Source organism: Bifidobacterium sp. POST2/T3 (B1) (assembly GCF_058197115.1).
On sequence record NZ_JBVPQK010000050.1, the window covers coordinates 1 to 13,324 of the forward strand.

A 13,324-nucleotide genomic window follows, 5' to 3' on the forward strand; every position below is an offset into this window, starting at 1 on the left:
CTGTCATAGTCAACTCCTTGTTGATATGGTCAATGGCGCTTCCTCACACCACTGTCACTTTCAAGTATAGGGGGCGCATTACCACGGGAAACCGAATCACGACGTGAGCTATATCACACTGCGAGCAGACTCGCAATAGGCGCCACGCCCATATCCTGCAAGCTCGCCCGGCACACCGCCTGAGCCCCGATCCATTCTGATTGCTCAGCCAACTGGTTGCCAACGCTGGTGTGCGATCCAGCGGAAGCTTCATCTGTCAGCTGAGGACTGTTCCTGCCCAGGATCACCCTCCCAGGCCTGCCGCCAACGGCGGTCCTCTTCATCCCATTCCTTGTTCCGGCGCTTGGCAATCTTCCAGGCATCGAGGGCCTCCTGCCTGCTGTGGTAGGGGCCCATCCGCCTGTCCTGCGGAGACAGCTTGCCCTGCTCGGGTCTGCCAGTGACGGTATTGAAGTACCAGGCCGTCCGCTGCTCTTCGGAGCCCATAGCGATCACTCCCTGAAGGCGTTGGTGACGGGCAGCCGCCGGTCCCGGCCGAAGGCCAGGGAGGTGACCTTGGGCCCCAGCGGGTACTGGCGCCGCTTCCACTCGGCCCGATCCACCAGCCGCATGACCGTGTCGACCGTGTCGGGATCGAAGCCGTCGGCCAGAAGGTCGGCCCGACCATGCGCATGCTCGATGTATGCCTCAAGGACCTTGTCGAGCAGGCTGTAGTCTGGCAGGGAATCAGAGTCTTTTTGCCCTTGGCGCAGCTCGGCCGAGGGAGGCTTGACGATGGAGTTGACCGGGATGGGCTCACGCTCACCCCTTGCCTGGGCCTCAGCGTTGCGCCAGCGGGCCAGCTGCCAGACCCGGGTCTTGAGCAGATCCTTGATGGGTGCGTAGCCGCCGACCGCATCGCCATAGATCGTTGAATAGCCGCAAGCCAGCTCGGACTTGTTTCCGGTGGCCAGGGCCAGAAGCCCCTCGGCATTCGCGTAGGCCATGACAATGACGCCGCGTATCCGGGCCTGCAGATTCTCTTCCGCTACCCCTTCCAGATGCAACTGTCCTTGGAAGGCATCAAATTCCGGGCCTATGGCTTGGACCACGTAACGCACGCCCAAACGCTGGGCCAGGTCGGCAGCATCATCCCGGGAACCTTCCGAAGAATAACGGCTGGGCATGGAGATGCCGCGTACATGCTCCCCTCCGCAGGCATCGGCGGCCATGGTGGCCACCAGGGCCGAGTCGATTCCGCCTGACAGCCCCAGGCAGACGCCAGTGAAGTGGTTCTTGGCCATATAGTCTTTCAGCCCCAACACGCAGGCCCGATAGACCTCCTCATCCCCGGGCATCTCTTCGGCCATGCATGACTCACTGGGCAGTGGGCGCTCCCCTGGTGCAGGAAGGGTCCAAGTAGACAGATCCTGGACGAATCTAGGCGAGCGCTCCAGCAGGGTGCCATCCTGGTCGACCACGAAACTGCCGCCGTCAAAGACCAGATCGTCCTGCCCGCCCACCTGGTTCAGGTAGAGCAGAGGCGCACCGACCTGCTTGGCCCGGCGAGCCGCTAACTCGTAGCGGACATGCCCCTTGCCCTCCTCGAAGGGAGAGCCATTGATGGTCACCAGGAGGTCAATGCACCTGCCAGCCAGGTCGCTGATGGGATCGCCCTCCTGCCAGATGTCCTCGCAGATGGCCAGCCCTATCCGGTGCCCCTGCACCTCCAGGACCACAGTCCTATCCCCCGGGGTAAAAATCCTGTATTCGTCAAAGACCCCGTAGTTGGGCAGGAAGTGCTTGTCGTAGCCGGCCTCGACCCGCCCCTGGTGCAGGACCACCAGCCGATTGCGAGGCCTGTCCTGATCCGTATCGGTGCCCACGGTCCCCACGATCACATACAGATGGCCCAGACCCTGCTCGTCCAGCTCCTTGGCCAGACGGTCGGCCCTAGACCAGGCGGCCCTACGAAAGCTGGCACGAAATGCCAGGTCCTCGATTGGGTAACCGGTCAGGCTCATCTCGGGAAAGACCACCAGGGTCGCTCCCTGCTCAGCTGCCTTTCGGGAGTAGTCCATAATAATGTCGGCGTTGCCGTCAAGATCGCCCACACAGGTGTCTATCTGAGCCAGAGCCACCAGCAGATCGCCATCCCGCCGCGGCTGTTCCTCTTGTTTGACCATACCAATGATTCTAAACCGTGCCTGGGCCTGCTGACCGGCAGACAATCCCAAAAAAACCGAGGCAAAGAAGCAGGGTGCGGATGCCTCAGACCTTATCGGCGCCAGCTTTGCGAGCAGCCCTACGCACCAGCACCGAGGCGACCAGTCCCAGGAGAAGCAACAGGACTGCAAAGCCCATGGCCCACTGGGCGCCTTGGGTGAATCCCTCAGTCAAGGCATTGGTCACTTGAGGACCCAAGGCTCCCAGTCGGCCCCGGGTGCCTTGAGCTCGCATGCCGACGATGGCATTACCTGCAGAGGACTGAACCGATCTGACCAGGCCATCGGCGATCTGCACTGAAATCCCCTTGAGGGCCGTCAGATGTCTTGGCAGCACCAGGCTCAGAGCCAGGGAAAGGGCGGAACCGGAAACTGCAGCGCCCAGGGCAGTCCCCCACTGACGAATGGTGGACTGGGTGGCTGAAGCCTGGCCGGACTGGGATACCGGAACACCGGACAGCACCAGACTGGTCAGCTGTGCCGAGGCAAAGCCCAGACCAGCACCGTAGATAATCAGAGTCAGGGTCATGGGCCAAACCGGCACCGACCCACGCATGAGCAGAATGGACAGGGCCACGCCGACGATTTCCATCAGCAGGCCCGTCTGCACCGTGCCTCCAGCTCCCAGTCGGGCTGAGACCACTCGAGCCAGACCCCCCGAAACAACTGACCCCAGGGCCATGACGCCCAGGATGGATCCTGCCCCCAGGGGACTTAGGCCTCTGGCGTTGATCAGGTAGAGAGGCAGGATGAACATAACCGCGAACTGACCGGCGTTGACGATGGCGGCCGTCAGGTTGCCCCAGCCGAAGGTGCCAATGGCGAACATGGACACGTCCAGGATGACCATCTTGCCCTTGCGTGCCCTGGCCAGCTCGGTCAGCGCAAGGGCAGCCAGCAGGGCCAGCCCCAGGAGCAGACTGACCGGAACCGGCGACAGGGGCGCCGATACGGACCAGTGCAGCGGGCCCAGTTCAAGTGCGGCGCGCGGATGCCACCAGCCGTAGGTCTGCCCCTCAATCAGCGCAAAGACCACCAGGGCCGACCCTAGAGCCGAAAGAAGTATGCCCTTCCAGTCGGCAAGCATCCCCCACCGGTCACCAGTCTGCCGGGGAGCGGACTTGGTCTCGGGCACAAAGACTGCGCTGGCCACGAGAACGATCAGTCCTAGAGGCAGATTGACCAGGAAGATCCATCGCCATCCGATTGTACTGGTGAAGACCCCGCCCAGGAAGGGACCGATCGCCGCAGCGGATGACATGACAGCCCCCCAGATGCCGAATGCAGTGGCCCGGTGACGACCCCGGAAGGTGGCGGAAACGGTGGACAAGGTGGAAGGCATGACCAGGGAGCCGCCGATTCCCTGAACAAGCCGGGCTAGAAGCAGCATTGTGCCGGAGGAGGCCGATGCAGCGAAGATGGAACCCAACACAAAGATGACCGTACCCACCTGCAGGATCCGCTTGCGTCCGATCATGTCCCCCAAACGACCGGAAGGCAGGAGCAGGGCCGCCAGGACGATGCTGTAGAGAGCGGTCACCCATTGAGCTTGAGCCAAGTTGATGTGGATGGCAGCGATGATGGAAGGAATGGAGACGTTGACAATGGACGAATCCAGCACAATCATGGCCAGACCCAGGGCCAACACCCAGAGGGCACGCCAGGGCGGTGTCGTCTCCTGAGAACCCAGGCTGCCTTTCATACTGCCTTTCTTCACGTCTATGCTTGCCGATCCAGTCATCAGATCTCCCCCCTCGCCCTGGTCTGCGAATTTTTTGCGACTATACGTCGCGAAAATCCATCTGGCAAGTTCACTCAGCGCGGACAAGCCGCACGCTAAAGAGACCCTTACGGCTTGGCTCTGCTGTAAATAGGCCATATCATATGCCCCATGACCGGCTGAGCTTGATTCATCGTCGCTGCAACCAGGAGGCCGAACCAAGGAGGACCATGCCCAGGATCCACGAATCCACGCTCCAGGAACACCGCGCCAAAACACTAGACCAGATCATTGCCGCCGCCGAGGCCATCCTGCGCACCGGCGGACGCGACCGGCTGACCATGGCTGAGGTGGCCCGACGCACCAATCTGGCCCGGAATTCCCTCTACCGCTATGCCCGGGATGCCGACCAGCTCTGCGACATGGTCATGGAACGGCACCTGCCCGACTGGGGTCAGGCCCTGGATCAGGCCTTGGGCAGGACAGACGACCCGCGCCGGACAGTCGAGATTTGGACCCGCACCAATCTGGAACAAGCCGGGCTGCACGGACATGGTTGGCTGATGAACCTCTATGCCGAGCAGCACGACGAACAGTTACGCCAGACCCTGATCTACGGCAATCCCTCCAACCCCCAGGAGCCCGTCCCAAGGAGCGATCGACCCACGGACCGGCAGGCCCAAGCCCTTCTGGACTTCCACCGGCAGGTCAACCAGCCGCTGATCCAGGCATGGGCAGCCCTGCGGCCAACAGATCCTGCCATGGGCGTGGAAGTGACACGTGGCATCGTCCAATCCGGCATGCGACTGATCGATGCTCTGGACCAGGATCTTGCGCCCGAACAGCGGCAGGAACGGCTGACCATCATCATTGAAAAAGTGACCGCCTGCGCCAAGGCCGTCATCGCCACACTGACGGAAGGACCTACATGCGCCTGATCGGCAACATCTGCTGGCTGCTGCTGGGAGGACTGGCCATTGCACTGGCCTGGACCCTGATGGGCATCGTGCTCTGCCTGACAGTGGTGGGTATCCCCCTGGGGGTCCAGGCCTTCAAGATGGTCAGACTCACCCTGACCCCATTTGGCCGACAGGTCATCTACGGAGGCGGGCTGGGATCCTGGCTGGCCAACCTGCTCTGGATCATCCTGGGTGGCTGGTGGCTGGCTCTGGCCTATCTGGCGGCCGGACTGGTCACCATGCTGACCGTGGTGGGCATACCATTCGGCCTGCAGGCCTTCAAGATGGCCCGCCTGGCCCTGATGCCTTTTGGATCCTCGGTGCGCGTCGCCGTCTTATGAAAGGATTGGGGATATGAGCAAAGTCATCATGCATACCTCAGAAGGCGACATTCGCCTGGACCTCTTTGACGATAAGACCCCGGAAACCGTAGCTAACTTCCTGGATCTGGCCGCCGGTCGCAAGGACTGGACCGACCCCGAAACGGGCCAGAAGCGTCAGGATCCTTTCTATGACGGGCTGACCTTCCACCGAATCATCAAGGACTTCATGATTCAGGGCGGCTGTCCACTGGGTACGGGTACAGGCGGCCCCGGCTACGAGTTCGATGATGAGATCGACCCCTCCCTGACCTTTGAGGAACCCTACAAGCTGGCCATGGCCAATGCAGGGTTGCGCCGGGATCCCGCCACCGGAAAGACCCATGGCACCAACGGATCACAGTTCTTCATCACCACCGTGCCCACCCCTTGGTTGAACGGACACCACACCATCTTCGGCCAGGTGGCTGATGAGGATTCCCGGAAGGTGGTCGACAAGCTGGATGCCGTGGCCACCGACTCGGGCGACCGTCCCCTTGAGCCGGTCTTCATCAACAGCGTCGAAGTCCTCTGAGCCGTGCCGGGGATGGTTTCGAAAAAGACACCCAGCAGATTCCAGCCCGGCACACGCAGCTACACCATGTCCCGAATCAGGGGCACGGAAACATCAATAGAACGCCAGGTCCGGTCCTACCTCTTCTCGCGCGGTCTGCGGTTCCGCAAGAATGACAAGAGGTATCCGGGCCATCCTGATGTGGTTCTGCCCAAGTGGCGGGCCATGGTATTCGTCAATGGCTGTTTCTGGCACATGCATCAGGGCTGTGCCAAATTCTCCCTTCCCAAATCCAATGTGGAGTTTTGGACCACAAAGCTGACAAGGAACCGTTTGCGGGATCAGGAGCAGGGCGATAAGCTGAAAGCCATGGGCTGGCGGGTTTTCACCGTCTGGGAGTGCGAGCTGGATGCACGTCATGCCCAAGAAACCCTGCAGAAATTGTATGAGGCCATCACAGCAGATGGTCAGTCGAACGAAGGAGTCAAGGATGAGCAGATTGAACGGCAAACGACAAGAGGCTGAGCAGAAGGGAATGCGGGTCAACTTCGCCATTCTCGGCGCTGGAAGTATAGCCAACGTCCTAGCCAAGACGGTGGTCATGATGGCCCAAGATCCGCAGTACAGCCACCTGGTGGCCCCCTATGCTGTGGCCGCCAGGGACGGGGATCGCGCAGCCGACTTCGCCAAAAAATATGGATTCCAGCATTCCTATGGCTCCTACCAGGAACTCCTGGATGATCCCCAGGTGGATCTGGTCTACATCGCCACGCCTCACAGCCTCCACGCCGAGCAGGCCATCGCCTGCATGAAGGCCGGGAAGAACGTGCTGGTTGAGAAGTCCTTCACCGCTAACGCCGACCAAGCCAGGCAGGTCATGGAGACATCCGAGAGCACCGGCCTGCTCTGCACCGAGGCCATCTGGACCAGGTACATGCCCTCGCGCTCCATCATCGACGATGTCATCTCCTCGGGAGAAATAGGCACCGTCAAAACCGTGACCGCCAACCTGGGAGGATATGCAACCGTGGGCAAGGCCAGAATGACCGACCCCGCCCTGGCCGGTGGCGCCCTGCTCGACGTGGGTGTCTACCCTCTCAACTTCATCGACATGGTCATGGGACCCAAGCCCATCGAACGGGTCTGCACGGATTGGGTCCGCAGCCCGGAGGGCGTGGACAGCCAGAACTCCACAACCATTTTCTACCAGGATGGATCCATGGGAGCAGCAACCAGCTCCATGGTCTCAGTCAGCGACCGGACCGGCCACATCTGGGGAGACCAGGGTTACCTGCAGTGTGCCAATATCAACAATGTGGAGTCCATCGACCTGTACGACGAGGACCATAAATTGAGGAAGAGCTACCCCATCCCCGACCAGCTGACCGGTTATGAATACGAGGTGGCCAGCGCCGCACAGGCCATCCTGGACGGCAAGACCGAGTGCGCCCAGATGCCCCACAAAGACACCCTGCGCATCATGGAGCTCATGGACTCCCTGCGCCGCCAGTGGGGATTGGTCTTCCCCTTCGAATCATGAACTAGCACACAGGCCGCTTCAATGATGGAATCATCCCTCCAGAAGGAGTCTTTACCAGTGAGGAGGAGGATGCAGGCAGACTTGGCCTATTTGATGCGGCGGACCTTGCCATGCTCGACCAGGTAGGCCCGCCGGGCAAGATTGATCATGGGCAGGTCGAAGGCCGAATCGGTGTAGAAGGCGTCAATTGCCGCCTCCTGGCCCAGGGTCCGCTGAAAGTGCATGGGCTTGTCAGGTCCGAAGTTGAGGTAGCCCACGGTCAGGGACTCCAAATCCAGAGTGGAGCCGATGCAGTGGTTGATGCCCAGTCGTCGGCAGGCCTCCCCGGCCACCAGATCGAATGAGGCGGTCACCACCACGTCGTCGGCCTGGGGGGTGTACCAATCCATGATTTTGTGCATGTTGGCATCCCAGAACTGGCTGACCAGCCGGTCCATGTCAAAGCCGGGACGCGAGGTCAACCGTCGCAGGTAGCGCGAGCCCACCCGACGCATGGCCGAATCCAGCTGCTCCAGGGTGACCCGGCCCAAGCGGTAGCGGACGGCATAGAAGAGGGCAACCGGCAGGTAGTGCAGCACCCGCGGATCCTTGCGGGCAGTGAACAGGTAGAAGTCAAGCAAACTCTCGCCATCGTAGATGGTGCCGTCGAAGTCCAGTACCCGCATGCCAGCCCTTTCCAGATTAGGTCGCGAAAAGAAAACATTTTAGCATACCGTGGAGCAACGACGGTGATAGTCCCCGACCTTGGCCGAGCAAAAAGGCAATTCCTTTTAGTCCAGGAGCCTGAGGTAGACAGAAAATTCCTGGATGATCGACTGATATGGACATTGAGTAGGAGCAGGGCATGAGAAATCATGATGAGCCTGGCCCCTGTTCCGATTGTGGACCATCCCCAAGGTGTCGACAGCATTGATATGATGAAAAATGCGTCGTCCGTGCTGGGCCGAGGCTAGGGAGTTGCTGAAAATAGGCCTGGAAGGGGAACGGCGCCGAAGGGGTCCATGCGGTTATCGGGTTAACCATGCCTGCAGAATTCTTCGATCTTCCTTACCAGCTAGGGGGCAGCAGCGATGTTAAAGAAGAGCCACTACCACAACCTGAGCAGCTGCATAGCCGGAATCTACCGGCATGCACGCAACGATGCCAGCCGGTATACAGGCGACTCCACCTTACGTGGTACCCAAGGTGATCTGATTGTATACCTCTATGATCATCCAGGCCTCAGCCAGCGCCAGATAGCACGGGACCTGTGCGTGGATCCCAGTCTGCTGGCTCGGGATCTCAAGGCTTTGAAAGCCCAGGGCCTGGTCAGCCGTGAACAGAACCCCGCTGATCACCGAGTCAATATCATCGCCCTGACCAGGTCAGGCGCAGATATGGCTCGCAAGAGGATCAGGTTGGTCAACAATTGGTGGATTGACCTGTTCAAGCAGAATCCCGACATCGACCCCGAGACCTTTCAAACCGAGTTACGTTGCGTCTACAACCGGCTGCTGGCTAACCAGCTCTGATCTCTCTTCCTGAGAAAGGATTAATAATGAGAAAAGGACCTGGCCGATCCCTTGACCGCCCGTCGACGGTACCAGGCTCATGCCAGGCCTTTTACCTTTTATATCCTTTACGCCCTTGGATCGGCCCTATCAGCCCACCGAACGGCCGGACGTCTCCCAGCCCATCAGGCCCACAACCAGCATGGAGGCCAGGGCCACCAGGCTGATGGTGACAAATATTGAAGTGCTCCCCCACCGGCTGAGCATGGCACCAATGAGCACGGGCATGAGCACATTGCAGAGTTTGGCAACGGCATTGGCAATGCCTACGCAACGGAAGCGGACAGTGGTCGGGAAGAGCTCAGGCGCATAGACCGCCACCACCGAAGACATGAGGACATAGAGGCTGGCCATAAGCAGGATGCCCACCAGAATGGCCGTGACCTGGCTGGTCTGCGCGGCATAGAGCAGACCGAAGACCGCCGTCAGCAGGAAGGCCGTGACGATGATCCGCTTGCGGCCAATCCGGTCCAGAAGCAGGGATCCAATCAGGCAGCCCAGAGGGGCACCCAGCATCATCAGAGTGCTGATCCACAGGGATCCGCTCAGATCAATACCCCTCTTGAGTAGGATGGTGGGCACCCAGGAGGTGAAAGCATAGGAGCAGACGTTAGTGGCTGAAACTGCCACAATGGCCACAATCAGGCCACGGACAACGCTACCCGATGCCTTGGCAGGTACCTTAATTCCCTCATTTTTTCCGGCGAGGGCGGAGCCACTGACAGTGTCAGATTCTGACTCTTTCCGACCGTTATCGGCCTCCAGAAGTTCAACCACCTGGGTGGCCTCGGCCATCCGCCCATGCAGGGCAAGCCAGCGAGGAGACTCAGGGATGTCACGCCGCAGGTACCAGATCAACGCAGCTGCCAAGCCAATGCCCACAAAGAGCGGCCTCCATGACCAGCGGGGAATGATCCAGGCGCACAGGAGCATGGCCAGGGGGACTCCGGTGTTAGCCACGAGCGAGACGATGGCGCTCCAACGGCCGCGGTGCTTGATGGGAGCGAATTCGTTGACCATGGAGAAGCCGGTGACAATCTCGGCGCCCAGCCCCAGGCCGGCCCCTAGACGGCAGACCGAAAGGACGGCCATGTTCGGTGCCAGAGCGCCCAGCAGGGTAAAGCCTCCGAAGAGCAACAGGTTGATCTGATAGGCGGTCTTGCGTCCACGCAGGTCTCCGATAAACCCGGCCAGCAGCGAACCCACCAGGAGCCCTAGGAAGCCGGCCGACAGGAAGAGGGAATTTTGGGCGACCGTGGACCATCCGGTGCTCAAGGCCGAACTGGCTACTGCGCTGCCCACATAGACATCGATGCTGTCCATGAGCATTCCCGCAGCCACCAGGGCCACGATCTTGTAGAAAGTACTCGATTCACGAGCATTGTCTACTCGCCGGGTAATCTCGCGGACCGCCAGGTCGTCCTCGGCCACACCGAGACCCTTTGATTGTTCGGATATGTCTGCTTTGTCAATGACCGCTGTCGACATCGTCACCCTCGCGCCCGTGCATGAGGGCAGGTATGCCCCCATGCGTCTATGCCAGACCTGCCGACGGCGACAGGCTCCTTGTGGGAGCGTGGCGACCGTCAATATGGAAGGCCTGGACCCTGCGGCGTTTCGGTCATTGTGTGGCTGCTCAACGTCTATTGGGTGTTCAGTATAGGAGTCTGGACGGTCATTGCCTAGACCCGGCGTTTCCCTCCGACCCGGCGGCCCTGTCCAGGATGGCCCTGATGGCTTCCAGACGGGGGCCCAGCTGGCGCTCATAGCCCCGGTCATTGGGATGGTAGTAGCGTCGTCCGACCAGTTCGTCCGGCATGTACTGCTGAGGCGCCACCGCGTCCGGCGCATCGTGGGCATACTGATAGCCCTCGTGGTTGCCCCAGGCCTTCATCAGCTTGGTGGGAGCGTTGCGCAAATGAAGGGGAACCTGGCCGATATGCCCGGCGTCCACGTCTTCCAGGGCCTGGTTGATGGCCAGGTAGGACGCGTTGGACTTGGGTGCGGTAGCCACGGCGATAACTGCCTCGGCCAGGATCAGGCGGGCCTCAGGCATGCCCACCATGGCCACGGCCTGAGCAGCTGCGACCGTGATCTCCAACACCTCCGGAGAAGCCATGCCTACCTCCTCGGCAGAGGCGATCATGATTCGTCGGGCGATGAAGCGCGGATCTTCGCCAGCCCGGATCATCCGAGCCAGGTAGTGCAGGGCCGCATCCACGTCAGAACCCCGCATTGACTTGATGAAGGCCGATGCCACGTCGTAGTGATCGTCACCCTTCTTGTCATAGCGGACAGAGGCCACGTCCATGACCGAGGAGACCACCTTGGCATTGATCAGCGGCCGACGCGCCCCCTTGGCACGAGGCCCGTCCTCGGTGACAGCTCCCGCTGCAGCCTCCAAAATGGTCAGAGCACGACGGGCATCACCTCCGGAAAAACGCACGATCTGGTCCAAAGCCTCTGGATCCAGTCTTACCTGATCCTTGAGCCCCCGCTGGTCCTTGACAGCCCTGCGGACCAGCTTGGCCAGGTCCTGATCGTCCAAGGCCTCCAGCTTGACCACCACCGAGCGCGAAAGCAGGGGCGAGATGACCGAAAAGCTGGGATTCTCCGTGGTGGCTGCGATAAAAGTCACATCCCGGTTCTCTACGCTGGGTAACAGGGCATCCTGCTGGGACTTGGAGAAGCGGTGGACCTCATCAATAAAGAGGACTGTCTCCTGTCCCTGGCTGACCAGCCGCTCACGAGCCTGGGCGATAACCTGCCGGACCTCCTTAACCCCCGAGGTAACGGCCGAAAGCTCCTCGAAATGCCGCCCGGATTGTCGGGCGACAATGTAGGCCAGGGTGGTCTTGCCCACACCGGGAGGACCGAAAAGAATAACCGAGCTGGGAGCCGTCAGACGGTTGTTCGGATCCGACCGGGCCAGGCGCTCCAAGGGGGTTCCAGGGGCTGTGACCTTGTCCTGGCCGACCACCTCGTCCAGGCTTCTGGGCCGCATCCTGACAGCCAAAGGCAGGGTGTGCTCCTCGGGGGGATCAGCCGCCTGGAAGAGATCATCAACCATCTGCAATACCTCATTCCTCGGGGCCCCTATGGCTCCCCGCCCTCACCAGCATAGGCCTGAGCCTGCCACAAATAGCAAGACGAACGCGCTAGACTGGAAACCCATGTGACCGTATCGCCCAGCGCGTAGTTGGGTTCCAGAAATACGGTGTGTGTACAGTTTACTGGTCATCAGCCTGGATATCTTCAGGAAAGTCCATGGGCGGCAGCAAGGCCTGTCGCCTGAAAAATCGGGACCGGTACAGGTCGGAGCAATAAGGAGAATCGCCAGTGATCGCCAAGCATGTTCGCCAGGGATGGACATCGGGTCCAGGCAGGTGGGTCGTCGGCCTGCTCGCCCTGGTCCTGGGGCTCTCAGCCCTGATCGTCGCCCCCCTGGCCACGCCGGCGCAGGCGACCCAGGACTCCCCCGCCGCGCAGGCGGTCCACGGACGATCCTTCCGCGTCGCCACCGACACCACTTTTGCCCCCTTCGAATTCAGGGACTCGTCTGGCAATCTGGTCGGCATCGATATGGATCTGATTCGCAAGATCGCCGATATTGAGGGGTTCTCGGTGCAGATCCAGTCCTTGGGCTTCAACGCCGCCCTGCAGGCCTTGAACTCACAGCAGGCCGATGTGGTCATAGCCGGCATGACCATCACCGACCAGCGCAAACAGGTCTACGATTTCACCGACCCATATTTCGACTCCGGCGTACAGATGGCCATCGCCAAGGACAACGACCAAATCCACAGCTACAAGGATCTGCAAGGCACGGTGGTGGCCGTGAAGATGGGTAGCGAGGGTGAGGCTTTCGCCAAGCAGCGTGCAGCCCAATACGGCTTCACAGTCAAGGCGGTGGACCAGTCCTCCACCATGTACGAGATGGTCAAGTCCGGCAATGCCCAAGCGGTCATCGATGACTACCCGGTCCTGGCCTACGGCATCGCCCAGGGCAACGGACTGAAGACCGTGACCAAGAAGGAGCCTGGCGCCTCATACGGGGCAGCCGTCCGCAAGGGCGAGAACAAGGAGTTCGTAGCCGCCTTCAACGAGGGTCTGGCCAAGATGAAGGCCGACGGCAGCTATAAGAAGCTGGTTGATTCCTACGTAGGCAGCGGCCACTCCAGCAAGAGTGCCTCCGCCTCCAGGCCAGGATTCTTCGAACTGGTCCGCCAGGCATTCCCATCCCTGATGCTGGGCCTGCGCAACACCCTGGCCATCACAGCCATATCCTTCGTCATCGCCCTGGCCATCGGCATCATCCTGGGACTGTGGCGGATAAGCCCCAACCGGATCCTGTCCTGGATTGCCCGCATCTACGTGGCGGTCTTCAGGGGCACACCCGTCCTGGTCTGGGCCTTCTTCTTCTACCTGGGTGTCCCCCAGCTGATCGGCCACCGCATCAGCATCTGGCTGGCCGGCGC

General features: G+C 60.7%; 13 protein-coding genes. 7 read left to right on the forward strand and 6 right to left on the reverse strand.

Going from position 1 to position 13,324, the window contains the following annotated elements; translation table 11 throughout:
- Window positions 1–249: 249 nt before the first annotated feature.
- From AC0AP0_RS03995 to AC0AP0_RS04005, 3 genes are all read right to left on the reverse strand, one after another.
- Complete coding sequence (locus tag AC0AP0_RS03995; RefSeq protein ID WP_144176940.1) at window positions 250–486, reverse strand: hypothetical protein; 237 nt, start codon at window positions 484–486, stop codon at window positions 250–252.
- A 5-nt stretch (window positions 487–491) separates the two neighbouring features.
- Window positions 492–2,165, reverse strand: a complete 1,674-nt coding sequence (locus tag AC0AP0_RS04000) for an NAD+ synthase (RefSeq protein ID WP_490429453.1) — start codon at window positions 2,163–2,165, stop codon at window positions 492–494.
- Window positions 2,166–2,250: 85 nt separating this feature from the next.
- On the reverse strand, window positions 2,251–3,945 hold the full coding sequence (locus AC0AP0_RS04005) for an MFS transporter (RefSeq protein ID WP_490429454.1): 1,695 nt from the start codon (window positions 3,943–3,945) through the stop codon (window positions 2,251–2,253).
- Between the two features lie 209 nt (window positions 3,946–4,154).
- Here AC0AP0_RS04005 and AC0AP0_RS04010 point away from each other — a divergent pair, with 209 nt between their 5' ends.
- From AC0AP0_RS04010 to AC0AP0_RS04030, 5 genes are read left to right on the forward strand one after another with little or no spacing between them, the layout of a single operon-like run.
- Window positions 4,155–4,862, forward strand: a complete 708-nt coding sequence (locus AC0AP0_RS04010) for a TetR/AcrR family transcriptional regulator (protein ID WP_181415087.1) — start codon at window positions 4,155–4,157, stop codon at window positions 4,860–4,862.
- Complete coding sequence (locus AC0AP0_RS04015; RefSeq protein WP_490429455.1) at window positions 4,853–5,224, forward strand: YccF domain-containing protein; 372 nt, start codon at window positions 4,853–4,855, stop codon at window positions 5,222–5,224. The genes AC0AP0_RS04010 and AC0AP0_RS04015 overlap by 10 nt, the downstream gene beginning before the upstream one ends.
- A 13-nt stretch (window positions 5,225–5,237) precedes the next feature.
- Window positions 5,238–5,777 (forward strand): peptidylprolyl isomerase, encoded by a 540-nt coding sequence (locus AC0AP0_RS04020; protein ID WP_490429456.1) that lies wholly within the window; start codon window positions 5,238–5,240, stop codon window positions 5,775–5,777.
- A 12-nt stretch (window positions 5,778–5,789) separates the two neighbouring features.
- Window positions 5,790–6,281: a very short patch repair endonuclease gene (locus tag AC0AP0_RS04025; RefSeq protein ID WP_490429457.1), complete on the forward strand. Its 492-nt coding sequence runs from the start codon at window positions 5,790–5,792 to the stop codon at window positions 6,279–6,281.
- Window positions 6,247–7,296 carry a Gfo/Idh/MocA family protein gene (locus AC0AP0_RS04030; RefSeq protein ID WP_490429458.1) on the forward strand — a complete coding sequence of 350 codons (1,050 nt, stop codon included), beginning with the start codon at window positions 6,247–6,249 and terminating at the stop codon, window positions 7,294–7,296. The genes AC0AP0_RS04025 and AC0AP0_RS04030 overlap by 35 nt, the downstream gene beginning before the upstream one ends.
- Before the next feature lie 86 nt (window positions 7,297–7,382).
- Here the strand turns inward: AC0AP0_RS04030 and AC0AP0_RS04035 are convergent, their stop codons facing one another.
- Window positions 7,383–7,961: a haloacid dehalogenase-like hydrolase gene (locus tag AC0AP0_RS04035; protein ID WP_490429459.1), complete on the reverse strand. Its 579-nt coding sequence runs from the start codon at window positions 7,959–7,961 to the stop codon at window positions 7,383–7,385.
- 405 nt (window positions 7,962–8,366) lie between these two features.
- On the opposite strand from AC0AP0_RS04035, the gene AC0AP0_RS04040 reads away from it, so the two are divergent.
- Window positions 8,367–8,807 carry a MarR family winged helix-turn-helix transcriptional regulator gene (locus tag AC0AP0_RS04040; RefSeq protein WP_046322805.1) on the forward strand — a complete coding sequence of 147 codons (441 nt, stop codon included), beginning with the start codon at window positions 8,367–8,369 and terminating at the stop codon, window positions 8,805–8,807.
- 129 nt (window positions 8,808–8,936) lie between these two features.
- On the opposite strand, the gene AC0AP0_RS04045 is transcribed toward AC0AP0_RS04040, so the two are convergent.
- Entirely contained in the window at window positions 8,937–10,334 is a 1,398-nt protein-coding gene (locus AC0AP0_RS04045; protein WP_490429460.1) for an MFS transporter, read from the reverse strand.
- 187 nt (window positions 10,335–10,521) lie between these two features.
- A complete protein-coding gene (locus AC0AP0_RS04050; RefSeq protein WP_490429461.1) occupies window positions 10,522–11,916 on the reverse strand; it encodes a replication-associated recombination protein A in 1,395 nt (464 codons plus the stop codon).
- 269 nt (window positions 11,917–12,185) lie between these two features.
- Between AC0AP0_RS04050 and AC0AP0_RS04055 the strand changes: the two genes are divergently transcribed.
- On the forward strand, window positions 12,186–13,324 hold a 1,139-nt coding region (locus AC0AP0_RS04055), incomplete at its 3' end, for an ABC transporter permease subunit (RefSeq protein WP_490429462.1).

Coding starts and splice junctions, on each gene's coding strand:
- AC0AP0_RS03995 (WP_144176940.1), bottom strand. CDS start 486: ATGGGCTCCGAAGAGCAGCGGACGGCCTGGTACTTCAATACCGTCACT.
- AC0AP0_RS04000 (WP_490429453.1), bottom strand. CDS start 2,165: ATGGTCAAACAAGAGGAACAGCCGCGGCGGGATGGCGATCTGCTGGTG.
- AC0AP0_RS04005 (WP_490429454.1), bottom strand. CDS start 3,945: ATGACTGGATCGGCAAGCATAGACGTGAAGAAAGGCAGTATGAAAGGC.
- AC0AP0_RS04010 (WP_181415087.1), top strand. CDS start 4,155: ATGCCCAGGATCCACGAATCCACGCTCCAGGAACACCGCGCCAAAACA.
- AC0AP0_RS04015 (WP_490429455.1), top strand. CDS start 4,853: ATGCGCCTGATCGGCAACATCTGCTGGCTGCTGCTGGGAGGACTGGCC.
- AC0AP0_RS04020 (WP_490429456.1), top strand. CDS start 5,238: ATGAGCAAAGTCATCATGCATACCTCAGAAGGCGACATTCGCCTGGAC.
- AC0AP0_RS04025 (WP_490429457.1), top strand. CDS start 5,790: ATGGTTTCGAAAAAGACACCCAGCAGATTCCAGCCCGGCACACGCAGC.
- AC0AP0_RS04030 (WP_490429458.1), top strand. CDS start 6,247: ATGAGCAGATTGAACGGCAAACGACAAGAGGCTGAGCAGAAGGGAATG.
- AC0AP0_RS04035 (WP_490429459.1), bottom strand. CDS start 7,961: ATGCGGGTACTGGACTTCGACGGCACCATCTACGATGGCGAGAGTTTG.
- AC0AP0_RS04040 (WP_046322805.1), top strand. CDS start 8,367: ATGTTAAAGAAGAGCCACTACCACAACCTGAGCAGCTGCATAGCCGGA.
- AC0AP0_RS04045 (WP_490429460.1), bottom strand. CDS start 10,334: ATGTCGACAGCGGTCATTGACAAAGCAGACATATCCGAACAATCAAAG.
- AC0AP0_RS04050 (WP_490429461.1), bottom strand. CDS start 11,916: ATGGTTGATGATCTCTTCCAGGCGGCTGATCCCCCCGAGGAGCACACC.